General features: G+C 60.1%; 26 protein-coding genes. 19 read left to right on the top strand and 7 right to left on the bottom strand.

The genetic code is table 11. The annotated features are described in order from the left end of the window. Window positions 1-14 precede the first annotated feature (14 nt). From ACZ2HM_RS09955 to ACZ2HM_RS09875, 17 genes are all read left to right on the top strand, one after another. On the top strand, window positions 15-137 hold the full coding sequence (locus ACZ2HM_RS09955; protein ID WP_470425134.1) for a hypothetical protein: 123 nt from the start codon (window positions 15-17) through the stop codon (window positions 135-137). Window positions 138-431: 294 nt separating this feature from the next. After that, entirely contained in the window at window positions 432-1,436 is a 1,005-nt protein-coding gene (locus tag ACZ2HM_RS09950; RefSeq protein ID WP_228221999.1) for a nucleoid-associated protein, read from the top strand. Continuing rightward, entirely contained in the window at window positions 1,429-2,379 is a 951-nt protein-coding gene (locus ACZ2HM_RS09945) for a hypothetical protein (RefSeq protein ID WP_470425133.1), read from the top strand. Before ACZ2HM_RS09950 ends, ACZ2HM_RS09945 begins: the two co-directional genes overlap by 8 nt. Before the next feature lie 684 nt (window positions 2,380-3,063). Beyond that, window positions 3,064-3,399, top strand: a complete 336-nt coding sequence (locus ACZ2HM_RS09940) for a hypothetical protein (protein WP_010338223.1) — start codon at window positions 3,064-3,066, stop codon at window positions 3,397-3,399. 74 nt (window positions 3,400-3,473) lie between these two features. Continuing rightward, on the top strand, window positions 3,474-4,736 hold the full coding sequence (locus ACZ2HM_RS09935; RefSeq protein WP_010338224.1) for a TolC family protein: 1,263 nt from the start codon (window positions 3,474-3,476) through the stop codon (window positions 4,734-4,736). A 3-nt stretch (window positions 4,737-4,739) separates the two neighbouring features. Further along, window positions 4,740-5,897, top strand: a complete 1,158-nt coding sequence (locus tag ACZ2HM_RS09930) for an efflux RND transporter periplasmic adaptor subunit (protein ID WP_010338225.1) — start codon at window positions 4,740-4,742, stop codon at window positions 5,895-5,897. Window positions 5,898-5,901: 4 nt separating this feature from the next. Then, a complete protein-coding gene (locus ACZ2HM_RS09925; RefSeq protein ID WP_010338226.1) occupies window positions 5,902-9,129 on the top strand; it encodes an efflux RND transporter permease subunit in 3,228 nt (1,075 codons plus the stop codon). Between the two features lie 62 nt (window positions 9,130-9,191). Further along, entirely contained in the window at window positions 9,192-9,686 is a 495-nt protein-coding gene (locus ACZ2HM_RS09920; protein WP_037510726.1) for an SRPBCC family protein, read from the top strand. Further along, window positions 9,679-10,302 carry a cation efflux transmembrane domain-containing protein gene (locus ACZ2HM_RS09915; protein ID WP_037510724.1) on the top strand — a complete coding sequence of 208 codons (624 nt, stop codon included), beginning with the start codon at window positions 9,679-9,681 and terminating at the stop codon, window positions 10,300-10,302. The genes ACZ2HM_RS09920 and ACZ2HM_RS09915 overlap by 8 nt, the downstream gene beginning before the upstream one ends. A gap of 61 nt (window positions 10,303-10,363) precedes the next feature. Beyond that, window positions 10,364-10,606: a TFIIB-type zinc ribbon-containing protein gene (locus tag ACZ2HM_RS09910; RefSeq protein WP_037510722.1), complete on the top strand. Its 243-nt coding sequence runs from the start codon at window positions 10,364-10,366 to the stop codon at window positions 10,604-10,606. Between the two features lie 110 nt (window positions 10,607-10,716). Next, on the top strand, window positions 10,717-11,118 hold the full coding sequence (locus ACZ2HM_RS09905) for a hypothetical protein (protein ID WP_246428341.1): 402 nt from the start codon (window positions 10,717-10,719) through the stop codon (window positions 11,116-11,118). Between the two features lie 49 nt (window positions 11,119-11,167). Continuing rightward, window positions 11,168-13,654 carry a heavy metal translocating P-type ATPase gene (locus tag ACZ2HM_RS09900; RefSeq protein ID WP_182115411.1) on the top strand — a complete coding sequence of 829 codons (2,487 nt, stop codon included), beginning with the start codon at window positions 11,168-11,170 and terminating at the stop codon, window positions 13,652-13,654. A gap of 30 nt (window positions 13,655-13,684) precedes the next feature. Beyond that, a complete protein-coding gene (locus tag ACZ2HM_RS09895) occupies window positions 13,685-14,149 on the top strand; it encodes a hypothetical protein (RefSeq protein WP_037510718.1) in 465 nt (154 codons plus the stop codon). A gap of 52 nt (window positions 14,150-14,201) precedes the next feature. Beyond that, window positions 14,202-15,077 carry a bestrophin family protein gene (locus ACZ2HM_RS09890; protein ID WP_037510716.1) on the top strand — a complete coding sequence of 292 codons (876 nt, stop codon included), beginning with the start codon at window positions 14,202-14,204 and terminating at the stop codon, window positions 15,075-15,077. A gap of 145 nt (window positions 15,078-15,222) precedes the next feature. After that, window positions 15,223-15,846: a carbonic anhydrase gene (locus tag ACZ2HM_RS09885; RefSeq protein WP_063142258.1), complete on the top strand. Its 624-nt coding sequence runs from the start codon at window positions 15,223-15,225 to the stop codon at window positions 15,844-15,846. Between the two features lie 211 nt (window positions 15,847-16,057). Next, window positions 16,058-17,389, top strand: coding sequence for a DUF4365 domain-containing protein (locus ACZ2HM_RS09880; RefSeq protein WP_037510774.1), 1,332 nt, complete (start codon window positions 16,058-16,060; stop codon window positions 17,387-17,389). Continuing rightward, entirely contained in the window at window positions 17,379-18,836 is a 1,458-nt protein-coding gene (locus ACZ2HM_RS09875; RefSeq protein WP_037510712.1) for an argonaute/piwi family protein, read from the top strand. The genes ACZ2HM_RS09880 and ACZ2HM_RS09875 overlap by 11 nt, the downstream gene beginning before the upstream one ends. Before the next feature lie 102 nt (window positions 18,837-18,938). On the opposite strand, the gene dmeF is transcribed toward ACZ2HM_RS09875, so the two are convergent. From dmeF to istA, 4 genes are all read right to left on the bottom strand, one after another. Then, the gene (gene dmeF / locus ACZ2HM_RS09870; protein WP_470426833.1) at window positions 18,939-19,841 is read right to left on the bottom strand and encodes a CDF family Co(II)/Ni(II) efflux transporter DmeF; all 903 of its coding nucleotides are present in this window, start codon (window positions 19,839-19,841) and stop codon (window positions 18,939-18,941) included. A gap of 50 nt (window positions 19,842-19,891) precedes the next feature. Next, window positions 19,892-20,167 (bottom strand): metal/formaldehyde-sensitive transcriptional repressor, encoded by a 276-nt coding sequence (locus ACZ2HM_RS09865; protein WP_004210808.1) that lies wholly within the window; start codon window positions 20,165-20,167, stop codon window positions 19,892-19,894. 300 nt (window positions 20,168-20,467) lie between these two features. Continuing rightward, window positions 20,468-21,196 carry an IS21-like element helper ATPase IstB gene (istB, locus tag ACZ2HM_RS09860; RefSeq protein WP_031304487.1) on the bottom strand — a complete coding sequence of 243 codons (729 nt, stop codon included), beginning with the start codon at window positions 21,194-21,196 and terminating at the stop codon, window positions 20,468-20,470. Next, window positions 21,183-22,697 carry an IS21 family transposase gene (istA, locus tag ACZ2HM_RS09855; protein ID WP_021238707.1) on the bottom strand — a complete coding sequence of 505 codons (1,515 nt, stop codon included), beginning with the start codon at window positions 22,695-22,697 and terminating at the stop codon, window positions 21,183-21,185. Before istA ends, istB begins: the two co-directional genes overlap by 14 nt. Window positions 22,698-22,818: 121 nt before the next feature. Here istA and ACZ2HM_RS09850 point away from each other — a divergent pair, with 121 nt between their 5' ends. Next, window positions 22,819-23,073 carry a DUF1289 domain-containing protein gene (locus ACZ2HM_RS09850; protein ID WP_470426832.1) on the top strand — a complete coding sequence of 85 codons (255 nt, stop codon included), beginning with the start codon at window positions 22,819-22,821 and terminating at the stop codon, window positions 23,071-23,073. On the opposite strand, the gene ACZ2HM_RS09845 is transcribed toward ACZ2HM_RS09850, so the two are convergent. Beyond that, on the bottom strand, window positions 23,053-23,388 hold the full coding sequence (locus ACZ2HM_RS09845; protein ID WP_029547811.1) for a hypothetical protein: 336 nt from the start codon (window positions 23,386-23,388) through the stop codon (window positions 23,053-23,055). The two genes, ACZ2HM_RS09850 and ACZ2HM_RS09845, sit on opposite strands and share 21 nt — an antisense overlap. 220 nt (window positions 23,389-23,608) lie before the next feature. On the opposite strand from ACZ2HM_RS09845, the gene ACZ2HM_RS09840 reads away from it, so the two are divergent. Further along, the gene (locus ACZ2HM_RS09840) at window positions 23,609-23,788 is read left to right on the top strand and encodes a hypothetical protein (RefSeq protein ID WP_037525480.1); all 180 of its coding nucleotides are present in this window, start codon (window positions 23,609-23,611) and stop codon (window positions 23,786-23,788) included. Here ACZ2HM_RS09840 and ACZ2HM_RS09835 read toward each other — a convergent pair. Both ACZ2HM_RS09835 and ACZ2HM_RS09830 read right to left on the bottom strand, forming a co-directional pair. Then, window positions 23,785-25,635, bottom strand: coding sequence for a TniQ family protein (locus ACZ2HM_RS09835; RefSeq protein ID WP_234781663.1), 1,851 nt, complete (start codon window positions 25,633-25,635; stop codon window positions 23,785-23,787). The two genes, ACZ2HM_RS09840 and ACZ2HM_RS09835, sit on opposite strands and share 4 nt — an antisense overlap. Before the next feature lie 5 nt (window positions 25,636-25,640). Then, window positions 25,641-26,591, bottom strand: coding sequence for an ATP-binding protein (locus tag ACZ2HM_RS09830; protein ID WP_029547813.1), 951 nt, complete (start codon window positions 26,589-26,591; stop codon window positions 25,641-25,643). Window positions 26,592-26,601: the final 10 nt, after the last annotated feature.

The following is a 26,601-nucleotide window of genomic DNA, read 5'->3' as shown; positions in this document are numbered from 1 at the left end:
TTAAGGAAAATCCCATGAGCCACGATCCCGACAAGCCCGATTTCGGCTTTCTCTGGTTCTCGCTGCTACTCACCATCATTGGCATGGCGCTGCTCATGGTCATGGGTGGTGTCGGTTGTCAGGAAGTCTGCTCCTGACCCCCTAGAGTTTCCGGTGCTTTTGTCATCAGAGGATCACGGCTGATTTTCAACTTCTGCTCCTCTGGAGGGGGAGTAATGTCAACTTCTGCTCCGATCCCTATTTATCGGCGATTCAGATGAACCTTTCATCGCGTCGAGAAGATTCCTAGCCGAAGCCCAGAGCATGATATCTGCGCTAAATCTGCGACACCTTGCTTATCGCTCGCTCGTGCTTCAAAGTTTTGCGTAACAGTCGGACGTCCCAAGGATTGGTCATGTCCGTCACGGTTTTGGACGTTGGGGGGATTATTGGTGACCGAGATAATTGCGCTTGCGATTCATGACCTGAATCGTAGCGATGCTGGCTATTCTGTCGCACTCTCCAAGAAGTTGCTTGACGTGACCGACACGACGCTTCGCGTCATCTCCACGGTCTATGAACTTTACAACAGCCGGACTTCCAAGTCTCACGGTCGGTTCACAACGGCAGAAGGTTCTCCCACCGAGGGGCAAATCCGTGCCTATGTTGAGGCCAAGGAGAAGGACTTCCTCGGTCTTACCGGCAAGATGATGGATAATCTGGCACGGGAAGCGGGAAAGAAATCTGCTTCAGTCGGCGGGCATGTGTTTTTTGCCCACTTCCGACGGGATGGTTCAGATTTCATGCTCGTCACGGTGGTCACCGACAAGCTGAGCGCGGCCCTGACCAAAAATCATGGAATGGAGGACGTCGAGCACCTCGATCTCGATGGTTTCCGCTTCGCCGGCCGCATTAATCTTACTGCTTGGGCGGACAAGCAGGACCGCTACCTGAGCTTCTTGAAAGGCAAGGGTTCGATATCCGATTATTTTCGTGATTTCCTTGGCTGCGATTCGGCGGTTCTGGAGCGTAAGGACACTCAGAGCCTCGTGGATGCACTGAAGGAATTTACGCTCACTGAAAAGATGGTCGACACCGAGGCGACGGCGTTCCTGTCCGATGCCTTAGATTATCTTGGCAAGGCGAATAAGGCGAAGGAGCCGGTGGATTTCGAAGCTATGGCAAATCGCCTGATGCCGAAGGAACCCGGCAGGCTATCGAAATTTCTGGCCAATACCGATCGTCAGCTGAATGAAGGCTATGTTCCGAACGCCAGCGCATTGAAAGCCCTCGTGAAAGTGACCGCCAAAACGAAGATGTGGTCGGTCGAATTCACGCGTGAAGCAATCGACCAGAGCAAAGTCGTGTTCGACAAGGACAAGAAATCCCTTACGTTGATGGATGTGCCAGACGAGCTGATCAATCAGATGCGCGCCGAAGGGATGATCAGTGATTGATGTTACGTTTGCCGATCTTGTCGAGATATACCGCGCTACGCGGTTCGATGATGAGAACGGCGACGTTCTGACGATCAAGAGCGACCATATGGTGGCAGTTTTAACCGCCATCATGGAGATCGATACGCATTACAACGATGCCCAGATTTCGGTCGAGGACGGCTATGATCTGGCCGTCGGGGCAGAAGTGCCGGTAACGATTGGTCGGCCCAATGTGGCGAAGATGGGCCTGTTGGTTTCCACTTTGGATGATCTGTTCAAGGCGCCTGGCGCCGTGCTCGCGGAGCCTCAGCGGTATTACATCAAGAAAGAACATTACGCGTCGGGTGATAACCCTGTCCCGCCAAAACTGCTTGCGTATCGTGCAGTCTTGGACGTGCTCAAGATACTTCGCGATAGCGCGTCGCTGGTTGATGAAACGATGCGTCAGCTCATTTTCATCGGCAAAGAGAAGGTCGTCGTGCCGATCCAGTTTGGTTCAATGGACCTTCGCGGCGACGTGGTGGGTCAGGCTGTGCGGCTGACGAAGCTGTTCGAAGACGAATTGCACTTGGATGAGAAGCGGACGATTCTTCAGACCACCCTCATCGAAATGGTGCGTTCGCTACGCGACAAGGATCGGTTCGGTTTCCTAATTCGGAATCTAGATCGCCTCGCGAATGAGGTCGAGAAGGGATATCGACTCTTCACCTCGAGCTTCTCGTACTCGAAGATCCGCAATGAGGTTGAAACGGCGCGACTGGATTTCGTGGGCAAGATCCACAAGACCATCGTCGATATCCAAGGCCAGCTCCTTGGCATTCCTGTTGCAACGATCGTCGTGGTTTCCCAACTCAAAAAGGTGCCGGCGTCGTGCGGCCTCGAGTTCTGGACGAACCTTGGCGTGCTTATAGGAGCAATCGTCTTCGCGGTGATGTTGGGGATTGCCGGGCTGAACCAGTAGAAGACGCTCAATGTTATCGCGAAAGAGGTGAAGCGGCAAAGCACCCGCCTCAGCGACGACTTTGCCCTGATCGCCGATCAATTCTCTGACGTGTTCGATGACCTCCACGCCCGCATCAAGTGGCACCGCGCTGCTCTTCTTGTCGTTGGCGGCGTTCTGTCGCTCGGCGTGATTATAACGGCAGTCGCAGTCTGGAGGCTTTTGCCGGCCAACGGTTGGCAATGCCTCTGAGGGGATACTGCATGGATTTCCAGCCGTGATCTTCGTCGGAAATCAAGATCGCATCGTAGAAGAATGCATGAGCAATTATCGGGCGGCACTCACGGATTGAGAGGAAGCTTTGGTTCCCCGGATGGTCCGCGGATAAGCGGCATCAGAAAGCTTCTGTCTAAAGTGCAGCCTGATTCCAAAGGATCTGTAATGCCCATAAGACGGGGGGTGGCTATTTTGCAAATTGCGCCTTGTGTCTGGGTCGGTATGCAGATTTATTCGAATTATTCTTGTCTGTGCCATAATGTATATTTGATCGCATCATAGTTTAGGTAAAGTTAATCCGTGATGATATGGTGTATCAGTGCGCTATCATGGCACAATGATCTGATGTAACATTCGGAAACAGTCCAATATGCCGCGATTTTACTTTTGCAGATGACATTCTGCGAAAAGCCTACTATGTAGCCTGTCATGCGCCGCTTAGGACGTTTCCTGCTCTGCCTGCTTTCGTTGTCCATGCTGACGACGACGCTGGTGCATGCCCAGGAAGTTCCTAACGCCCGTGCCCCCACAATCGAGTGCACGGGTTACGTGCATAGCGAAGGGGACGCGGACCAGACGCAGGGTGATGCCGACAAGGCGATCCCGCATCATCATGGCGGTTGCCAGGGTGCTCCGGCTTTCGTTCCGGTCTCTGCAAGCGAAGATATGCTTCCGTTGGCGGTGGACGCGCCTGTGTTCATCCCTGCGCCGATTCCGTCCAAGCGCTGGGCCATCGGCCCCGACCTGCGCCCACCCATAGCCTGACAGAGCCATAATGGACCGTTGCGCCTGAATTCAGGCCGCCGGTCGTCCATGACTCGTGTTCAGGATTCCTATTCATGTTCCGATCCATTGCAGCCTTATTGGCTGCCGTGTCCTGCGTCGCTGTGGCGCAGGCACAGGAGATGCCCGCTGCGGTAGCGGGGGCGTCACCCTATACGCTTGATCAGGCAGTCGCCGCCGCTGGTGGCAGCGCCCCGGCGGCCGAAGCCGCGCAAGCCAATGTCGAAGCGGCCCGCGCCGCACGTACCGTCGCTGGTCTTCGTCCCAATCCCACCGTGCAGACGCAGGTGGAGAATATCGCAGGAAGCGGACCGTATCGCGGCGTTGGTAGCGCCGAGTCGACGGTCAGCATGGCTGTTCCCATCGAACTGGGTGGCAAGCGGTCCGCACGCATCGCGGTCGCTAATGCCCAGACCGACAAGGCGCTGCTAGTCTCGGCGATCACGCAGGCAGACATCAGGCTGCAGATCACGCAGCTGTATATCGAAGCGGCTGCTGCCGAACGGCGTGTCCAAACGGCACGCGATCAGGCGCGGATAGCCGGCGACGCCGCGAACGCTGCGAGTGTACGGGTAAAGGCCGGACGGGCCTCTCCGATCGAGGAGCAGCGCGCTAACGTTGCGAAGATCAACGCCGATGCCGAACTGGTTCGGACTATCCGGCTGGCACAGGCCAGCCGCGCTAATCTCGAGCGTCGGATTGGGCAACCGATGGGCGGACCGCTCGATACGGCTTGGTTGGAGCGCTTGCCACGTGGCTACGGTCCCGAAGTCCCACCGAGCGCGGTAGGTACGCTGGCCCTGGCTGCCGCAGACGCGGACCTTGCCGTAGCTGATGCCAATGTCCGACTCGCCAATTCTCAACGAGTCCCCAATCTCGAAGCTGGCCCCGGTTTACGCAGGCTGTCAGCCACCAACGATACGGCCCTGATCTTCACGGTCACGATGCCTATCCCGATCTTCAATTCGGGCAAGGCGGCTGTCGCGCAGGCTCGCGCGCAGCGCAATCAGGTGGAAGCCCAGAAGCGTATGACGGCACTCGACGTCGAGCAGGCCATCACCGACGCGCAGACATCGGCATCGAATGCCGCAGTCACTGCACAGACGGCTACTGGTCCTGCCCTTGAGGCAGCTCAGGAAGCGGCTCGTATTGCGCGCATCGGCTATCGCGAAGGCAAGTTCGGCCAGCTCGATCTGCTCGATGCCGAACGTACGCTCGCCCAGACGCGCCTCGCGGCCATCGACGCGCTCGCCTCTTACCAGAATGCCCGCGCGCAGCTGGAGCGCCTGACAGCGCCCGCGCCGGAACAGGGGAACTGATCCATGACATCTAAGAAGATCATCTACGCCGCCTTGCCCCTGTCCCTGATGCTGGCGCTCGCCGCTTGCGGAAGCGGTGCCGAGGAGAATCCGTCCAACGACGCGGCACCCGCTGCTGAAGCAAAGGCAGGGGAGAAAGCCGAAGAGGGCAAGATCACGCTCTCGGCCGATCAGATCGCATCGGCTGGCATTCAGACGGCGCGCCCGATGATGGGCGGCTCGGGCACGATCGAGCTCCCCGCTACCATCGATGGCGACCCTCAGGGCACGCAGGTGGTATCGGCCGCGATCGGTGGCCGCGTGGTTTCGCTGACCCGTAACCTTGGGCAGTCGATCGGTCGCGGCCAGACGCTTGCCGTGATCGAGAGCCGCGAGGCCGCCTCGCTCAACGCCGAGACCGAAGCTGCTCGCGCACGGCTGTCTCTGGCGAACAGCAATCTCGCCCGCGAACAGCGTCTGTTTTCGCAGCGCGTCTCGCCTGAGCAGGATCTCATCGCTGCACGCACCGCAGCGACCGAAGCCCGCATCGCCCTTCGTCTGGCGCAGCAGCAGGTTTCTGCTGCGGGCACGGGTGGCGGCGGCCTCAATCGCATCGGCATCGTGGCGCCTATGTCGGGTCAGGTTATCGGCCGCAGCGTGGTGCTGGGGCAGACGGTCGCGGCGGATGCTGAATTGTTCCGCGTCGCCAACCTTTCGAGCGTGTCGCTTTCGCTCAACCTGCAGCCGCAGGATGCGGGCCGGGTGCGTCCGGGCGCAACGGTGAATATCAAGGCAGCTGGTCGACAGGCGACCGCGAAGGTGACGTTCGTGTCGCCGGCGCTCGATGCCAATACGCGACTGGTTCCCGTCATCGCGACTCTCGACAATCGTGATGGCCTCTGGCGCGTCGGCGAGCCGGTTACGGCATCGGTCGCGCTCACCGGCAGCGGCGGCGATGGCGCGATCCGTGTGCCGCTGACTGCGGTGCAGACAGAGGAGGGCAGGTCGGTCGTCTTTGTGCGGACCAAGACCGGGTTCCAGGCAACCGCCGTCCAATTGGGCGACAGTGCCGGCGACAGCGTGATCATCAAGTCGGGCCTGAAGGGCACCGAGGAGATCGCCACCGTCAATAGCTTCACGCTCAAGGCCGAACTCGGCAAGAGCGAAGCCGCGGAGGACTGAGCCGATGATCGCCCCAATCGTAACATGGGCGGTTCACAAGCGCTGGCTCGTCCTGCTGCTGACCGCCATTGCCGCCGTGATCGGCGCCGCCGCCCTGTCTCGCCTGCCTATCGACGCAGTGCCGGACATCACCAACAATCAGGTGCAGATCAACGTCCGTGCGCCCGCGCTTTCGCCCGAACTGGTCGAAAAGCAGGTGGCGTTCCCGATCGAGACTGCGCTCGCCGGCATTCCGGGCCTCGAATATAGCCGTTCGCTTAGCCGCAATGGTTTCGCGCAGGTGACGGCGGTCTTCTCCGATCAGACGGATATCTTTTTCGCCCGCCAGCAGGTCGGCGAGCGCCTGACAGGCGTGTCCGAGAACTTGCCCGATGGCGTAACGCCCGAAATGGGCCCGATCGCCACCGGTCTGGGCGAGGTCTATATGTGGACCGTCCGTCTGGAGCATCGCAAGGACGACAAGCACCAGCCGGGTGAACCCGGCATGCAGCCCGATGGCAGCTACATCACGCCGGAAGGCGAACGGCTGACGAACGACACCGACAAGGCGACCTACCTGCGTACCGCGCAGGACTGGATCGTTTCGCCGCTGCTGAAGAACACGCAGGGCTTGGCCGGCGTCGATTCGATTGGCGGCTATGCCAAGCAGTTCCTCGTCGTGCCCGACGTCCAGCGCCTGGCTTCGATGGGGATCACGCTGACGCAGCTCAGCACGGCGCTTGAACGCAACAACACCAGCGTCGGTGGCGGCTTCGTCAATCGCAATGGCGAAGGTCTGGCAGTCCGTGCGGACGCTCTTGTCCGTAACGCCGACGAACTTTCCAAGATCGTGGTGGCCACCCGGGAAGGTGTACCCATCACCCTTGGTCAGGTTGCATCTGTTCGTACCGGTCAGGCGATTCGCATGGGGTCGGCGTCCGAAAACGGAACTGAGGTCGTCGTCGGCACCGCCATCATGCGGATCGGCGAGAATAGCCGCACCGTCGCGACCGCAGTCGCCAACCGGCTGGAGGAGATCAACGCCTCACTGCCGCCAGACGTAATCGTCCAGCCTGTGCTGAACCGTACGGCGCTGGTGAACTCGACCATCAAGACGGTCGCCAAGAATCTGGGCGAAGGCGCGGTCCTTGTCATCGTGGTGCTGTTTCTGCTGCTCGGCAACTTCCGTGCCGCGCTGATCGCCGCCGTCATCATCCCGGTGACCATGATGCTGACCGGCTTTGGCATGTTGCGTGCCGGGGTGTCAGCGAACCTCATGAGCCTTGGCGCGCTCGACTTTGGCCTCATTGTCGATGGCGCCGTCATCATCGTCGAAAATGCCCTGCGACGCATGGCTGAGCATCAGCATCACGAAGGGCGTCTGCTCACCGTGAAGGAACGGCTGGATACGGTCGCTTCTGCTGCCCGGGAGATGATCAAGCCGTCGGTCTATGGCCAGGCGATCATCATCCTCGTTTATGTGCCGCTCCTCACCCTGACCGGTGTCGAGGGCAAGACCTTCGTGCCGATGGCGCTTACCGTCATCATCGCGCTGGTCTGCGCCTTCATCCTCTCCCTGACCTTTGTTCCCGCCGCGATCGCCCTGTGGCTATCCAAGCGGATCGAAGAGAAGGAAGGACGGATCATGAGCTGGCTCAAGGCCCGCTACGAACCCGGTCTCGACCGGGCGATGAAGCGGCCTGTAGTCACTGTCGGCGCTGGTGTCGGTGGTTTCGTTCTCGCGATCCTGGCCTTCATGTCGCTGGGACAGGTTTTCCTGCCGCAGCTCGATGAGGGCGACCTGTTGATCCAAGCCCTGCGTATTCCGGCGACGTCGGTGCAGCAGAGCCAGGCGATGCAGGTGCCGATCGAGCAGATGATGTCGAAGCAGCCGGAGGTGAAGTTCGTCTTCTCCAAGACCGGTACGGCCGAACTGGCATCCGACCCGATGCCGCCCAACGCCACTGATATGTTCGTCATCCTCAAGGACCGGAAGGAATGGCCGGACCCCAGCCTGAAGAAGGAGGAACTCATCTCTCGGATCGAGGGGGAACTCGCCAAATTCCCGGGCAACGCCTACGAGATCACCCAGCCGATCCAGATGCGCTTCAACGAGCTCATCGCCGGCGTGCGCGGTGATATTGCGGTCAAGGTCTTCGGGGACGACTTCAACTCGATGAACGCGACGGCGGAGAAGATCGCCAGCGTCCTGCGCCGCACGCAGGGGGCTGCCGACGTGAAAGTCGAGCAGACCACGGGCCTTCCGATGCTCGACATTCGGGTGAATCGCGACGCCATGGCCCGCCTCGGCGTTACCGCTCAGGACGTGCAGGACATCGTGAACGCAACGCTGGGCGGCCAGCAGTCGGGCATGATCTTCGAAGGCGACCGCCGTTTCCCGGTGGTGATCCGTCTTTCCGAAGATCAGCGTGGTGACATCTCGCTGCTCAGTCAGGTCCAGGTGCCGACCCCGAGCGGCCAGTTTGTTCCGCTGGCCAGCGTTGCGGATATCCGCGTCGTCGACGGTCCAAACCAGATCAGCCGTGAAAACGGCAAGCGTCGTGTCGTTGTCCAGGCGAACGTGCGTGGCCGTGACGTTGGCGGCGTGGTCGCAGATGCGCAGGCTGCCATTGGTAAGGAAGTGCGTCTTCCTCCAGGCAGCTATCTCGAATGGGGTGGCCAGTTCGAGAATCTGGCATCGGCTCAGGAACGCCTGCAACTGGTGATCCCGGCCTGCTTTGTCCTGATCCTGCTGCTCCTCTATGGAGCGTTGGGGTCGGTCCGTGATGCAGCGATCGTGTTCACCGGCGTTCCGCTCGCTCTGGTGGGTGGCGTGCTGGCCCTCTTCTTGCGGGGCATGGACTTCTCCATCTCCGCAGCGGTCGGGTTCATTGCGCTGTCCGGCATCGCGGTCTTGAACGGCCTCGTCATGGTGTCCTCCATTCAGGATCTCATGCGAACCGGCATGGAGCGCGCCGAAGCCGCTCGGGTGGGCGCGCTTCAGCGTCTGAGGCCGGTGGTCATGACGGCGCTGGTTGCGAGCCTTGGCTTCGTGCCGATGGCCCTGGGCAGTGGTGCTGGCGCCGAAGTCCAGAAGCCGCTGGCGACGGTCGTAATCGGCGGCCTGATCTCCGCGACGCTCCTGACCCTGTTCGTCCTGCCGACGCTCTATGCGCGATACGGCCGCACGACGATGGTCGAGGAGGATGATCCAGAGATCGAGGTCTCCCCGTCTGTTCAACCGCAGCACTGATGTGACGGGAGGGCAGCAACTGCCCTCCCGCCTCTTCCTGATCGAAGGAAAGGATCAGACCGATGAGAGAGGAAACCATATTCAGTCCTCAGATCTCGCGTTTGCGGGCGTGGACGCTGTTGGCCGACCTCAATCGCTATGAAGCATGGCATCCCCACTATCGCTTTGGCGCGGGGGTCGTCGAACTTGGGAACAAGATCGACATGACCTGGACGCTGATGGGCAAGCAGGCATCGCTGGAAGCCAGAATTGTAGCCAATGATAAGCCCGATATCATCCGCTGGAGAGCAGCCACATTGCCGCTTTTCAGCATCGAAGAGGGGTATGAAATTTATGAGGATGAAACCGGTCTGCATGTCCGGCACAGCTTCGAATGCAAGGGTATCCTTGGATTGTTGGCACGCCCGCTAGCCACAGGCCTTCGCCGTCAAATGAGAACGCAGGACGCGAGTTTCATGGCGGCGGTGAAGCGCACGGTCCGCGCAGTCTCTCCAGTCAATCGCCACAAGCGGCGCTCGCTCAGCGTGATCAAGGGCAGGGGGAAGAGCGATGGTTGAGACCAAACGTGCCGGCGATCAGAGGATGGAGCGCAAAACGCTCTGGATTGTGCTGATCCTGAATGTCCTCATATCTGTTGCCTTCTTTGTCGTGGGCTTCACTGGAGACTCCAGCGCGCTCATCGCCAATGGCGTCGACAATCTGTCGGATGCTCTCGTCTATGCTCTGAGCCTCGTAGCCCTGAGCCGAGGCGTCATGTGGAAGAGCCGGGCGGCAATGTTCTCCGGCTCTATGCTGTTGGTCTTCGCAGTCGGCATCCTCGTCGATGTCGGCCGTCGCTATGTTTATGGCAGCGAGCCGATCGGCACAGCGATGATGGCGATGTCGGCAGTGGCAGCCGTCGTAAACTTCATTTGCCTGAGGCTTCTGCAACGGCTTGAGCAGCCCGACGTCAACATGCGTGCTGCGACCACCTTCAGCTTCAACGACTTCATCTCGAATGGCGGGATCCTGATCGCAGGCGTGCTGGTCTGGTGGCTCGGCACAAACTGGCCGGATCTCCTTGTCGGCGTCGCGACTGCGCTGATCGCCATCAAGGGCGGGGTCGAAATCCTTCAGGACGCTCGTAGCGAAATTCGGGAGGCCAAAGGTCGCCCAGAAACCAAGGAAGCCTGACATGACGAACCGTACTTCTTCGAATGGACTTCCCTGTCCGGTCTGCAACGTCGACCTGCTCATGAGCGAGCGGCAGGGCATCGAGATCGACTATTGCCCCCAGTGTCGTGGCGTTTGGCTCGACCGTGGCGAACTCGACAAGATCATCGAACGCAGCATCAGCGAAACTCAGCCGGCCGAACGGCGTGAAGGCACTCTTGGTGTGTTCGGCTCAAAGCACGGAAGCGATCGTGGCGAGAGCCACGGATCTCGAGGCGGCCATCATGGTCGTCGCAAGGGCTTCCTGCGCGAACTGTTCGACTGATGACCAGCTTGGCCGCCGCACCTACCCCTGTGTGTGAGAACGGCCCGCGCCATGGGCGGCTTCTCTTGCCGCTCATGGCGACAGTTTATCCTCCGGATCCGGGAAACAATATGCGCCTGAAACAATATCGTTTGAGCCGTCTCTCCCTGACTGGAGGAGCCCTGATGCTCAGCCTGATGGGATGCCAGCAGAATAGCGGCGGTGATGAAAGTCGCCATGATCGTAATTCAACGCCAGCGTTAGTGGGCGAGCATCTCTATGTCTGCGAGGATGGCACCCAGCTCGATGGGGATTTCCTGGTCGACGGACTGACGCTAGATCTCGCCATCCTACCGGATCAGAAGCCTATCCGGCTCACCGCACCCGACACGGGCCTGACCTATGTCGGCAACAAGCTTAACGTCAGCCTAACCGGCGTAGACACGTTGAAGCTGGTACGCGCCGATCAAAAACCGCTGATCTGCAGGAGAACTCGGACGATCAGCAAGCAGGGACGCCTGCATCCACCCTGATGGTAACTGCTTTTACCGAAGATAGCGTGCCCCAACCAGGATGATGGTCATGATTGAAAAACTCCGCCTCGATGTCCCCCTGCTGCTCCCCGAAGTCATCGACACGGCTGATGGCTGCGTTTCGCGCCTGATATCCTTGATCGAAAGCCGTCCCGGCGTCTCTGAAGTGCATGTAACGAAGGAGCCAGCCGGTACACTGCCGCAGTTGTGCATCCACTATGATCCGGACGCGATCTCACTTCCGCGTATCCGGGAGCTGGCGAAGGCGGCGGGGACGCAGATCGCAGAGCGCATCGGCCATGTGGTGTGGGAGGTCGACGGCATCGGCCACCAGAGGCGGGCCAGGTCCATTGGCGAAACGCTTCGCGCGCTGTCAGGCGTGCTCGAAGCCGAAGCCATTCTTCCTGGGACAGTGCGGGTCGAGTTCGATCGTATGCTCACTTCGGAAGATGGAATTCTTACGGCGCTTCGCGATGCAGGTGTAAGCCCGAGGGCTCTCACCGCTCCGGACAAGAAGCCGTCGGCACATGACCATGACAAGGATCACGATCACCCGGCTGGCGAGAAGCACGACCATGATCATGGGCACGGCGGATTGCTTGGACCCAACACCGAGCTGATTTTCGCTTTGGCCTGCGGCGGCGCGCTGGGCGTGGGTTACCTCATCGAGACGTTCCTGCAGGCACCCGCCTGGGTTCCGTTCGCTCTCTTCATCGCTGCTTATGTCTTCGGCGGTTTCTACACCGTGCGTGAGGCTATCGAAAATCTGCGCCAGAAGCGCTTCGAGATCGACACGTTGATGCTTGTGGCAGCAGCAGGTGCGGCCGCTCTTGGGGCATGGGCCGAAGGTGCTTTGCTGCTGTTCCTCTTCAGTCTGGGGCATGCGCTAGAGCACTACGCCATGGGCCGCGCCAAGCGTGCAATCGAAGCGCTGGCCGAACTGGCGCCGCGGACGGCCACTGTTCGGCGCATGGATGGTGGCTCCAGTGTCGTGCCGGTCGAGGAACTGGTCCTCGGTGATGTCGTCATCATCAAGCCGGACGAACGCATCGCGGCCGATGGCTTCGTCATCAAGGGGAACTCTGCCGTCAATCAGGCGCCGGTTACCGGCGAAAGCATCCCCGTCGATAAGGAGCCTGTAGAAAGCCCTGAGGCGGCCCGAACCAATCCCGACCGTGTCGCGGCAGCAAGCCGGGTCTTCGCCGGCACAATCAATGGCAGCGGTTTGATCGAGATCGAGGTCACGCGGCTGTCGAGCGAAAGCACGCTCGCCAAGGTCGTGAAGATGGTCAGCGAAGCGGAAACGCAGAAATCGCCGACACAGCGGTTCACCGATCGTTTCGAGCGCTTCTTCGTGCCTGCGGTGCTTGTATTGGCGTTCCTGTTGCTGTTCGCATGGGTCGTCGTCGACGAGCCTTTCCGCGACAGTTTCTATAGGGCGATGGCCGTCCTTGTGGCCGCCAGCCCCTGCGCGCTGGCCATCGCGACGCCGAGCGCCGTGCTGTCGGGTGTTGCCCGTGCAGCGCGTGGCGGCGTCCTGGTGAAGGGCGGTGCCCCGCTCGAATTGCTGGGTTCGCTCGACGCTATCGCGTTCGACAAGACCGGCACGCTGACGATGGGTGAGCCGCGCATCCAGCAGATCATCCCGGCGCCTGGCGTCACCAGGGACGAGCTGATGGCGCTGGCGGTGGCTGTAGAAAGCCTCAGCGACCATCCCTTGGCCCAGGCAATTGCGCGAGATGGGCGCGAGCATATTGGCGATCATCCAGTTCCGGAGGCTGAAAATCTGAAAAGCCTCACGGGTCGCGGCATCTCGGCTCTTGTCGGTGAGGACGAAGTTCTCATTGGCAAGGCCGAGATGTTCGGCAGCGATGGCATCGCCCCGCTGTCCACCGAGATGGATGCTGCGATCAAGACGCTCCGGGAGGCAGGACAGACCAGCATGGTCGTGCGCAGCGGCTCGCGGGATATGGGGGCTATCGGTCTTCTGGATACGCCGCGCGAAGCAGCCCGCGCGGCGCTGGAACGCCTGCGCGAGATCGGCATCAAGCGGATGGTCATGATCTCGGGCGATCACCAGCGTGTGGCTGATGCCATAGGCAAGCAGGTCGGGATCGATGAAGCCTGGGGCGATCTCATGCCTGAAGACAAGGTCGAGGCCATCAAGAAGCTGCGAGCCGAGACCAAGGTCGCCATGGTCGGCGACGGCGTGAACGATGCACCAGCTATGGCGACCGCAACCGTGGGTATCGCCATGGGCGCAGCCGGCTCAGATGTTGCTTTGGAGACAGCCGATGTGGCGCTCATGGCCGACAATCTGTCGCACCTGCCGTTTGCGGTGGGCCTCAGCCGGAGCACGCGCTGGGTTATCAGGCAGAATGTGTTCGTCAGCCTGGGTGTCGTCGCCTTCCTCGTACCGGCGACCATCCTGGGTCTTGGCATCGGACCGGCTGTCGCCCTTCATGAAGGATCGACTCTGTTGGTGGTCATCAACGCGCTGCGGCTTCTGGCATATCGGGATCCGGTCCGTGCCTGAGCAGGGCGCGGGCCACCATCGAGACGCGACGTGAGGATCGGACGATTCGACGCCATCTTCGTCGGGACAGGCATATTGATATGCGTCGCGCTCGCTGTCGTGGGAGTGTGGGTGGTGTCCGGCGTACTGCACGCACCGCCCAATGATCCTCCCGCCGCGAAGCGTATGAACTTCACGATCCGGCCGGGCGAAACGCAGCGGGTAGCAGTCTATGTGGCGGGCGAGGGGACCGTACGGTTCGTGAGCGACAGTCTCGGGGCGAAGGTCCGCTATCGCCTTCGCCTGGAAGATGGGCACCAGGGCTCCATTCTTGCCGATACGATTGCTTCAGGCGCTCAGCGGGGGGAGTTACGCCCCCAGCATGGCAGCTTGTACGAATGGTCTTGGAACAACCTATCGCCCGGGCCGGTGCATGTAGGCTTCTTTGCCGAGGGCAATTTCGACATCCTGAACCGAACAGGCGCTCGTCAGCCTGAATCCTTGGTGGCCCCCTGATTTTAAGAATTGGGCGCTACACCTCTCACATCATAGACAATGGAGCACCGCGATGATCGTCGGAGCGCGTCCCCGCCTGCAGCAGATAATCCTCGAAATCTGGAAGCCACTGACCATCCTGTTTGCTTGGGATGTGGCAGTCACCATCTTCCACCGGTTCATGCCAATCAAGGAGCCCGCGCTGCCAGTCGCACTGTTCGGCACGGCCATAGCTTTGTTTCTCGGCTTCAGGACGAACGCCGCTTACGCCCGCTGGTGGGAGGCGCGCACCTTATGGGGCGCCTTGATCAATGCATCGCGCAGCATTGCCCGGTTGTGCCGCAATGTATTGCCAGCTGGCCCGGAAGCGGAGGCCATTGTGCTGCGGCAGATCTCTTTCGCGCACGCGATGCGGTGCCGGCTGCGGGGGCAGGATCCGACAGAGGATATTGAGCGGCTGGCGGGCAAGGAGGCGGCCGAAGTCGCTGCCGAGCGTACGAACCGCCCCAACGCGCTGCTCGAGGACATGTCTCGCATCGTGTCTGGAGCGCGGGCTGATGGAAAGATCGACACCATCCAGCAGTCCCTGTTCGAACGAGTGATGATCGACATCGCCAATGCCCAGGGTGGCATGGAGCGGATCAAGAACACGCCGCTGCCCAGCGGCTTCGAGTTTATGCCGAACTTCTTCACGCGGCTGTTCTGCGTGCTGTTACCGATCTCGTTGGTAGAGACGCTGGATCTCTACACACCGATAGGATCGACCCTGATCGGGATGATCTTCCTGGCTGCGTTGCGGATCGGGCAGGATCTGACGGACCCGTTTGCCAACACCGTCCATGACGTGCCGCTATCAACGATGTGTCGGACGATCGAAATCGACCTTTTGGAGTCTTTGGGGCGGAAGAGCCCGGGGCCGCTTCCTCCTGTGGCGGGAACGCAGTGGTAGGGTAGGGGATCAAAGGCCGGACGTAGCCGTTACACCCTCCAACAGGCCGTAAAGGGGCGGAAATCAATCGTTACGATCGAGTTGGGCGCCGGCGACAGACGGTTCCTATCTGCCTTGCGCCCCCATTCATTTGAAGGAGTATGAAGTGGCAACAGCAAGCGTAATCAACACGCAACCGACACCGGACGAGGCCCTGCAGCGCCTGGTCGATGGCAACGAAGCTTTCGTGGCCGATGCGCCGGTGCCGGCCGACTTGTCACGCGAGCGGCGCTTGGCGCTGGCAGAAGGTCAGCAGCCGTTTGCGACGCTGGTGGGCTGTTCGGACTCTCGCGTTGGCCCAGAACAGCTGTTCGGCGCCGGCCTCGGCGAACTGTTCATTGTCCGGACTGCCGGTAACAACGTGGACACCGCCGGCATGGGGTCAATCGAATATTCGGTGGCCGTGCTGAAGGTGCCGCTCATCGTCGTGCTGGGGCATGAAAAGTGCGGTGCCGTTGCGGCAGCCGCCGACGTCGTGACGAAGGACACACGGTTTCCGGGCAGCATCGCTCGTATGATCGAGCCGATCGTGCCGGCCGTTTTGGCGGCTCAGCGCAACGTTGGCGAAGACAAGCTGGTCGATACCGCGGTCGAGGAAAACGTCCGGCGCATGGTCGAACGTCTGCAGAAGTTTTCGGAGCCGATGCTGATAGAGCCGCAAGAGCGTGGAGAGTTGAAGGTCGTGGGCGCTGTGTACGAGCTGTCAACGGGCCGGGTGCGCTGGCTATAAGGCGGCAAGCATCCCTGACGGACGTGATCGGAAATTGAACCGATCATGTCCGTTAAGATGGCATGGATATTGGAAGTGTAGGTAAGCTTTGATACGATTTCTCCAGTGGCATATCGTAACATGATCGATATCCACAGTTTTCGGCAAGAAAAGGGACGTCGCAGCCGAAAATCACTGTAGCGTCGTTGCCAAGATGTTCTATCATTGGCTCATGGGGAAGAAGATCACCGATAATCAGCTCATTGGCGAGCTGGGAGAAGCGGCCGTTCGCAAGCGGTTCCTGTCCATGGGCTTTCAGTTTGACCATCGCAGTCGACTGGAAGCCGGTATCGACGGGCTAGCTGAGGTCATGATTGAGGGTGAGCCGACAGCGCGGATGATCGCCGTCCAGATTAAGTCGACCAGGGCTGGTAAATACACGTCCGAGACGGAAACTGGGTTTACGTATCTCCTCGACGTGAAAGACCTTCAATATTGGAAGACGTCCAATTTGCCGGTCATCGTGGTGATGTATCGCGAAAGCGACGATAGCCATTATTGGGCTCAGGTTCAGTCGCAACCAGGCGTTGAGCAGCGCCGCCTCACTTTCGATAAGGCTCGGGACGTTCTCGACAAGTCATCTCTTGATAGGCTTGCGGCCCTGACGGTCCCTATCAACGGTTTTGGCTACTATGTGCCGCCGTTGGGCGGTGGTGAAACCGCATTGGTCAACCTGCTGCCGATCAAACTGCCGGCCGAGATATTCGTCGCGAGCACCCCTTTCGATCGCAAAAGCGCGATCAAAGAGATGTACGACACGGGTGAAACGGTGCGGTACGACTGGGTGATCAAGGATGGGACGTTTTGGTCGTTCCATGATCCCCGCGAAGCGGTGACTGGCGCCATAGTCGATCTGGACCAGGTGGAAGCCGTCGAGACCCGCATGATCGGATATCATGAGGACATCGACGAGCAGAACAACTTCGCGTTCCTGTTGCGTCAGACGCTCCAGCACCAGATGCAGGACGACCTGGCATGGGACAAAGATGGTCGGGTGTTTTATGTCAGGGCGCTTGAAGACAGCCAGCCTCGCACGTTCCATTATCAGTCCGCCAAGGTGAAGACGAAGGCCGACGTGGTGAACGTCATCATGAGCACCAAGGTGAAAGACAAGGTCGGCTTCGTGCGGCATCACGCCTTTGCACCCAAATTCGAGTGCATGATGGATCAGTGGTTCTTGATGGTCAGCCCGACCTACCACTTCACGACAAACGGCTACTATCGCCATCCATTCCCCGACGCGTTGCTGTCGGGGAAGAAGCGTTTGGAAAATAATGCGGCGATACGGGGGCAGGTGATCATGTGGCATCGTTTCCTCACAAAGAATGAGGAAGGTGGCACCGATCTGTTCGCCGAGCCTGTCGGGCCAGCAGTGGTGTTGCGCTTTGATCCACCCCCGGAGATCGAACTGCCAACGACCGTACCGGATGATGTCTGGGGACGGCGGCCGGCCGCAGAGCAAGATGATGGTGAGACGTCGGGGTCATTGTTCGATGAAGTTTGAATGTCGGATATTCGACGAGCCGCTGCTCGAGTTCGGCGACCAGCATAGCCATCAGGATCCTCGCCTCGGCCTAACCGACGCTGGTCCTTTACAGGCTCCGTTGGGCGATAAAATTCGCGTAGGTGTCGTAGGCGATGCCAAGACCGTCGAGGGCTCTAAGCAGTTCTTGGTGGCGGCGGCTAGCGGCTTTGCGTCGAAGGCGGAAAGCCATCCAAACATGAATCCCCATTTTCCGGGCCTTCATAACAACAACCCTTTCCGCTGTGGCTTTGAAATTGACGATGACGCTTGCAGCACGCTGACTAGAGCGCAGATCGATCGCATCCTGAAAGAGCCTCATCACGGCAAAGCCGTTGAGATGGCAGTTGATGCCATCATGGATAGTCTCCAGGCGATCGATGACAGCGGAAATCGACCTGATGTCGCATTAGTTGCGCTTCCGGTTGCCCTCATTGAGCGGGTCTGGAACGCCAAAACGGATGCCGATGGGACCACAGAGCAAGAAGATGCGGGCGGCTCTGATGCTCCTAATTTCCGGGGCCTGCTCAAGGCCAAGGCGATGCCGCTCAACTTCCCGATCCAGATCATCTGGGAAGACGTCATTGACGAGAAGGCCAAGATCCCTCGGAAGGTGAAGGTCAGCAGCGATCGGAAGATCCAGGATCAGGCCGGGCGGACCTGGAACCTGCTAACCACCCTCTACTACAAGGGAACGGGGCGTATCCCGTGGCGTCGTTTGCCGAAGGAAGGCGAGTTTCGCGCCTGTTACATCGGGGTCAGCTTTTACCGGGATGTCAGCGGCCAACAGCTTTGGACCAGTGCGGCTCAGATGTTCGACGAACGTGGCCGTGGGTTCATTTTGAAGGGCAAGCGGGCACAGACGGAGACGCGAGGCCGGCATCCTTACATGACCGAAAGCGACGCCTATGATCTGGTGAAGGGCGCGCTCAAAGCCTATCGCGACCATCACAAGCATCCGCCAGCGCGGGTGATCATTCTGAAAACATCGCGCTTTCGGGCTGAAGAGGCCGATGGCATCCTTCGCGCGCTCGACGAAGCAGAAACCGAGTTTCGCGATCTTGTCTGGGTCCAAGAGTCGTATGACGCCAAAATCCTAAGAGATGGCGATTATCCGGTTCTGCGAGGTACGTTCGTCGAGCTGGACGGCAAAGGGTTACTCTACACGAACGGCAGCATCCCGTATTACGGCACATATCCAGGCCTGTATGTGCCGCGGCCGCTGCTCCTATGTCCTCATCCTAGCAGCGACAGCACAGTGGCACAGATTGCTGAAGAGGTCTTTTCGCTGACCAAGATCAACTGGAATTCAACCCAGATGAATCAGCGTCTACCGGTCCCCATTCGCGCTGCTCGTAAGGTCGGCGAGGTGCTGAAGTATCTGGAGGAGGGGCAGTCGGTTAGCGCTGACTATCGACGGTACATCTGATTTGGCGTTCAGGTGAGAGGCGCCGATCGTATGTTGTCATAAATTTATCCCACATTTTCTCGAATCGTAAAAATGTGGGATAAATTGCGATATTCCTGTCGGTTATGCCACTGTCGCGACTTCGACGGTAAGGTGCTGGAGCTCATGAACGGGCACCAGGCGCCGCCGGATTTCCGTCGCATCTACACCCGGATGGGCAGCGACGCCGACGATCGCTGAGTGGGCTTCGGGGCCGACCTTCCAGACGTGCAGATCCGTGATCCGGGCATCGCCTGTCGTTTCGACCAACTCGCGGACTTCATCGGCTACGTGGCGATCTGTGCGGTCCAGGAGAATGGCGGCCGTGTCGCGCATCAGCGACCATGACCAGCGCGCAATCACGATGGCGCCGACGATGCCCATGATTGGATCCATCCACACCCAGCCCAGATAGCGGCCGGCCAACAGAGCTGCGATTGCCAGCACCGATGTCAGGGCATCAGCGAGAACATGCATATAGGCGGAACGCAGGTTGTTGTCGCCACCATGGCTGTGGCCATGCGAATGCCCATGATCGTGGTGGTGGTGATGACCATGGTTGTGTCCATGACCACCAGATAGGAGGAAGGCCGACGCTATGTTCACGAGCAGCCCGAGGATTGCGATCCATGTGGCCTCCGCGAAGGCGACGTTGATAGGCTCAAACAGCCGCATGACGGACTCGACGCCGATAGCGAGGGCTATGATGCCCAGGACGAGGGCCGATGCGAATCCAGCGAGATCGCCGATCTTCCCGGTGCCGAAGCTGAAGTCGCCGTTATGAGCATGGCGTTTCGCATAGGCATAAGCCGCGGCCGCAACACCAAGCGCTCCGGCATGGGTGGCCATATGGAAGCCGTCAGCCAGTAGGGCCATCGATCCAGTAGTGTAACCAGCGACAATCTCTGCCACCATCATGAGGGCGGTGAGCACCACGACCCAGAGTGTCCGGCGGGCATTGTCGTCATGGCTGGCGGCCAGGAACATATGTTCGTGCGTCAGGTGGCCGGTGTCGGCCAGCACGGCGGTCTTGGTGCTCACTTGCTGTACCTCCGGATGATCGTGACGAGGTCCTCTGCGCCTTGCTGGCGTTCTTCGGGCGACAGACCGTCGCGCGCGACATGGGCCTCCAGATGTTCGACGATGATCTCATCGAGAAGCCCATTCACGGCTCCGCGAACGGCTGCGACCAGATGGAGGACTTCGGTGCAATTCGCGTTGCCGCCAAGCGCGCGTTCTACTGCGCCAACCTGGCCCGCGATGCGCTTGATTCGCCCGAGCAACGCGTCTCGGTTCTCATTGATGTGGGCCATTTTTCCCTCGGTAGCCTCAGTGTCACGCAGCAAATTGCTGCTGGTAGGACGATGCGTTATAGGGTAGGTGGGTAGGGTATGCAATCAAATTCAATGGAATGATCTGTGCGCTCGCCTTGCATTGTCAAACGGCGTTCAAAAGGGACCCCCGATCGGCGTCGAAGAGGGACCCCCTTTTCAGATAATATGATGCTGGTTTGTTGAAGATGGCCTTGCGCTGCGTGCGGCGGAGGGCGGGCGTAGCCCGACCGGAGGCGCGCGCAGCGCAAGATAGATTTTTGAAGGCGCCGAAGGTGGCTGTCAGCTGCGGTTTTTGAAGCGCCAGCTGTCGTTGCCCGTCTCGACGATATCGCAGTGGTGGGTGACGCGGTCGAGCAGCGCCGTGGTCATCTTGGGATCGCCGAACACGGTCGGCCATTCGCCGAAGGCGAGGTTCGTGGTGATGATGACGCTGGTCCGCTCATAAAGCTTGCTGATGAGGTGGAACAGCAACTGCCCTCCCGAGCGGGCGAACGGCAGATAACCGAGCTCGTCGAGAACGATCAGGTCGAGCCGCGACAGCTGCGCCGCCAGGGTCCCGCCTTTGCCGATCCGGGTCTCCTCTTCGAGGCGTGTCACCAGATCGACGGTGTTGAAGTAGCGGGCGCGAGCGCCCCTTCGCACGACATTGGCGGTGATCGCGATGGCGAGGTGGGTCTTGCCTGTCCCCGTGCCGCCGACCAGCACGATATTGCGGCGAGGCGGGAGGAAGGAGCCATCGTGAAGGGAGCGGATCATCTCCTCATTGATCGGTGTGCCCTCGAAGCTGAACCGCTCCAGGTCCTTCACCACGGGCAGCCTCGCAGCCGTCATCCGATAGCGGATGGAGGCTGCATCCCGGTGGGTCGCCTCAGCACGGAGCAGGTCGGTCAGTATCTCCATGGTGGTGCGCTTGCGCTGGAGGCCGGTGGTGACCGCCTCGTCGAACGCCGCCGCCATGCCCTTGAGTCCGAGGCCGCGCATCGTGTCGATCATATCATGCCGCTGCATCATAGCCTCGCAGCAGATCATAGCGGGCACAGTCGGCGAGCGGAGGATGCTGCAGCATCCGGTCTTCCGAAGTGACGATGCTGTGGGGTGTCGCCGGCTCGCGGCGCCGGGAGAGGATGTTGAGGATCAGCTCGTCGCTGGCCGTTCCGTTCGCCAACGCTTCGCGCACGGCAGCCTCTACCGGCTCCAGGCCATCGGTGAGCACCGCCGAGAGGACCCGCACGAACCTGCGATCGGCCTCGTCCCCGGTGCCGAGCCTTCGCCGTAATCGGTGCAGGGCGGGCGGCAGATCCCAGTCCTGGAACGGTGCGCCGTTACGCAGCGCGCCGGGCTTGTGCGCGAGGACCGGCAGATAATGCCAGGGATCGTATATCGTGCGGTTCCGACCGAAGTGGCGCTCATGCTCCCCGACGATCGCATCGCCGCAGCGTATGACGATGCGATCGGCATAGGAGCGCACCTGAACGGTCCGGCGTGCGGCCGTCGACATGACCGAGTAGCGGTTGCGATCGAAGCTGATGAGGCAGGTGCCGGTGACGGCATGCTCGCTCTCATGGAAGCCGTCGAACGGTGCCAGGATCGGCTGCAGGGCCGGTCGCTCCATATCCAGCGCCTCGGCGACGGTAATATCCCCGCGTTCGGGATGGGCATGATGCTCGGCCCAGCGCCGGCACTCGGCCTCCAGCCACCCGTTGAGCTCGGCCAGGCTGGCGAACCGGAGCCGCGGCTGGAAGAAGCGGCCTCGGATTGTCTGGACCTGCTGCTCGACCTGGCCCTTCTCCCATCCCGCCGCCGGCGAGCAGGCGGTCGGCTCGACCATGTAATGATCGGTCATGATCAGGAAGCGGCGGTTGAACACACGCTCCTTGCCGGTGAACACGGCCGTCACCGCCGTCTTCATATTATCGTAGATACCGCGTCGCGGCACACCGCCGAAGAACGCGAACGCCCGGGCATGGGCATCGAACAGCATCTCCTGGCCCTCGCGCGGATAGGCCCGGACATAGGGTGCGCGCGAGTCGCAGAGACGCATATGCGCCACCTTCACCCGCATCGGCTTGCCGGCGATCTCCACATCCTCGTGGCTCCAGTCGAACTGGTAGGCCTCACCCGGCTGGAAGGTCATCGGGATGAACGCCGGTGCGCCTTCGCCAGCATCCTTCCGCCGCGCAGCACGCCAGCGCGCCGCATAGCGGCGCACCGCATCATAGGATCCATCGAACCCCTCGCGCACCAGCAGGTCATGGATACGCGTCATCCGTAGCCGATCGCGGCGGCCGCGACCTTCGTTCTCCTCAAGCAGCGCATCGAGACGATCCTGATAAGGACCGATCCGCGGCAGCGGCTGGACTTTGCGCTGATAGTTGAACGCCGCCTCCGGCGACCGGATCGCTTTGCGGACGACCTTCCGCGACAAACGAAGGTCACGAGCGATCGCCTTGATCGCCTTACCCGCTGCATGCTCACGCCGAATCCGAACCACTGTCTCCACGATCAACATCCCGTTCTCGCCAACTGATCAAAACCAGTCGGCCGACTAAATCCCCGGGATGAAGGGGTCCTTTTTGCACGCCGATCACCCCACGAAGGGGGTGCCTATTGCACGCTGATCCTCACCTTGCATTGACCTTTGTGGTTTTGACGCCTCGTCCGGCTGGTGCCGTGGTTGTGGTCGTTCTCGTGAGGAAGTGCGTCGTTGGCGCAATCTGCGCCCGGGCGAGGCGCGTAAGGTTGCGGCGGACTTGCCACAGCGCCTGTCCAAGCTGCGCGCAAAGAGCCTGACGAATGATTCGCACCGACGACTGACCAACTTCTCGGCTGATGTCGTCAGTGCGATGGGTGGCAAGCTGAAGCTGTTAGCCAGGCGCGACCTTTAACTGATGATCGTCTCCGTATCGAATGCGGCAGGAATAGCCATGGCCGCACTCAGCGTGCATCTGTGACACGGCGGCTTTGGTCAGCCGCTGTGTCTGGCCGCTATCTTCGATTTCGATCCGTTCGACCGATTGGAAATCGAATGGCGCAACAGGGACGTTTTCCCGACCCTGTTTGATGAGCACCCCATAGTGCGATGTGCCTTTGAAATAGGTCACACGGATGTCGTGGGAGCTTTCATTCTTCCATCTGGGGTGGACCGGCCCACAGGCGGACAGGGAGAGGGCCAAGGCGGTCAGTAAGATCGTCGGTCTCATGATTTCTTCTTATTCGCTAGAACCGCGCATAATAAAAAGCCCGGCCTAACGGGGCGTGAACAGCGATGTCCTGAAGGCGATCGAGCGGCGTTCGGAGTTGCTCCGACGCTTGCTCGCGTATTCATCTTGCATGGGATATTATTGGCACCGAAGCAGGAATGTCGCTGGCGGGCTGCACATTTCTAAAATGAACCTGGATCCACGGAAGGGATGGAGCGGCATGATCATCACCCTCTCTGACCTTTTAACGGGAATCCGAGAGCGCAAGGCTGCCTTGGGTATCATCGATACCCCAGAGCGTACCGATGCCATGCGCAATAGCGGATCGCGTCGAACAGCGCGCAAGCGTGCTATGTTGGCCCGGATCGAGGAGCGCTCACGCGACGCGGGCGTCGTCTAGGCTGACCAAGCGCCTTGTTTCATGATCTTGGCGAAGCTCATGCGGCAGTAGCCAGCATCATGTATCGTCGGCAAACCGACCTTCCGCGCCCATTTTTGTGCTGACTGGGGAGGCAATCCCATCCTGTAGCCGATCTCGACCGATCCTATGATCTCTGCGGCGGTCTGAAGAACATCCACCGCGAGATATGCTTTACCGTGGCGACGTATGCGGCCGGTGGCGACGAATTTGAGAAACCGATTGGTGGCCAGGTTGAGTATCTCGCTGGCATCGGCGCCTGATAGCTCATCCTCGACATGGGCACCGGGCAACGGGTTTTCCAACATCCGCAAAGTGTCGATGAGTTCGGCCGGGATTAGTATCTGGTGGGACAGGTCCGTCGCCTCGGGGGCCAGACCAAATCGACCATCCGGCCCCAGAAGCCAGGCGAAGATGCCGGCCCAGGGCTTGGCGCGACCGCCAATAGCTCGTGCTGCGATTTGCAGCGGAACGCCGTCAATCATAGCGGGATCGGCTTTGGCTTGGATCTTTGCCTCGAATGCCGCCCAGGCCTGCGTGGTGGTATTGCGGACGCCATATCGCGCCTCCCAGTACGGGTGGGTCAGCGGGGCGAGCAATCCAGATTGCATCAACTGCGCTATGGCATAGCGGGGCAACTGAGTTGACTGCGACACGGCGGTCAAAGGCAGACGGTCGGGCTTGGTACGTGCCAGTTTCTCGATTTCTTCGGGATCATGGAACGGTCTAACCACGCCATGAACTCGCACGTCGGTTAGCTTGAAGACGCCGGCGGCTCGCAGCTTTGCGATGATGGTATCCGTCTCGCGCAGCACACGCACGGCTGATTTGGCGGAGATCAGTCCAATTATTTCATTCCCCTCGTCGGCCGACGGGAGGTTGGTCAGATCGGGGCTCTGACTGAGATCGGCTTGCTCTTGCTGGAGGCCATGTAGAAACATCGCGAATAGGGCTTTGACGCGGGGCGAGGAGCGGCCGATCCGGGCTTGCTTGACGGCGTGCCCCAGCTTGTTCGACCAGTTGCCCCCTTCGCCTGGAGTTGGAAGTAGATCGGCTGGAACGATGGGCCATTGGCGCAGCAGCGTTACAGCGTCGTGAAGCGCGCTGATGACCGCCATGGTAAGGTCAGGATTGGTCAGCCATTTTCCGCGCAGTTGGACGTTTAGCCAGGGGGAGAGCTTCACGGCCAAGTCGGCAATGTCGTGCGGCTCCAAGCTCGAAATCGGGTCAGGAAGCTGTGATCGCGAAGCGGCACGTACATCGGGATCATGGCTGAAGAGGCCAGCATAGATGCCCAAATTGCCGCGCATTTCGTGAGGGATGAACTCGGCTTGTCCCTCTCGGAGATCCGCGCTGCAGACATCTTGGTCGCAGGTGGCAATGCCGTTGGCGTAGCGCCATCGCTGGGTGGCGCCGCATTCGTGACACTCACTGCGCAAGACCTGAAAGGTTTCCGGGCAGAATGGGACGGAGGCTAACTGCCAAATCGCACGATGATGAGCCGATAGGGCAAGGCTGGCCGGTGCATATCGGCGGATGGTGGTTCTCAGTTCGCTCTGCCACGCGCGTCCACCAAACCAATGTATGATCGCGCTGCCTTCTTCTGGACCGTGGGCATGGTGCAGTAATTGGAGGTACGGCACCACCAGAATGTCAGCCAGCGCCGGTAGCTGTTCGGCGTTGGTTGTGGCCGCCGTCGGCTTGTTGTCGTAAACCCAGCCAGCCTCGGACAACAGCGTTCCCGTCCGTGGATACCCGTTCTCGGCAGTCACACGGGCGACAAGGCCCATGAGACTTTCGCCAGCGATCGGCGCGAGCGGGTATTTCACTTGGCTCAAGCTTCGATCTCCACGAACGGGTTATAGTCGATGAAGCTATGGGCAATTGCCCAGCTGTTCACCGCCAGGGCGAGATCGTTGCGGGTAATGGCATGTCGACCATCACGCACGACGTTTATGGCCGCCGTTTCTACGATGCGGCACGTGCGGCCGATGATCCCGCTGCTTGCGAGGCAAAGGGGGCGGGCGATGTCTTCTTCGACTAGGCCGCTGGCAACCTTCATGATCTTCTTGTCGACCATGGCGGTATCGAGGTCTTCGATGAAGTCCAGGAACAGATCCCGATCGTCATCCGCCCACCAATCAAGGGGAGGAAGCGTGAGGGGAGGGAAGAGCCGGCCGTTCAACTCGTGGCTGGACTGGAACAGCTTGTCCGCGTCGTGGGTGCCGAAAAAGGCGATAGGAACAAGGCCAGAATCAAGGAACGTCTTCAGGCTATCCGTGACATGGGTTGCGGCCGATGACCGGCGCGACAGATGTTGGATTTCATCGATGACGAGCAACTGCACGTTATCCCGTTTGATGGCTTGCACGGCGCGCTTGTGCAGGTTGGGTTCGGTGCCGCGGTCATAAAAGGGGTCGTCCAGGGCCTGCAGGATGGAAGAGAATAGCGACCTGGCGGTGCCAGTGCTCATGAGCTTGACGATCAGGACGGGCCGGCTGCCTTCGGGAAGTTCGCCCAGGCGTTCGATGCCGTCCCGGAAATGTTCGGCTGCTGTCGTTTTGCCGGAACCGCTTTCAGCCAGGAGGGTGATGCCATATTGCCGCTCGCCACGGGTGGCGATGCCAGAGCGCCGGACCTCATCCAACCCAGCAATGATGGCCTCTTGGCGAGGATGAACAATCTTGATCTGGCGGAATGCGCTGCGGGCATCTGCCACGCGTTGAGAGCGGGCAGCGGCTTCATTCGGCCGTACAACGGGCGGGTTTGGAGTGGTGGTAGTCATGAGTTGCCTT

The sequence above is a fragment of the Sphingobium sp. KKT206 genome, from assembly GCF_055640555.1.
The sequence above is the reverse complement of the archived record's forward strand: the minus strand, read 5'-3'. Positions and strand labels throughout refer to the sequence as shown.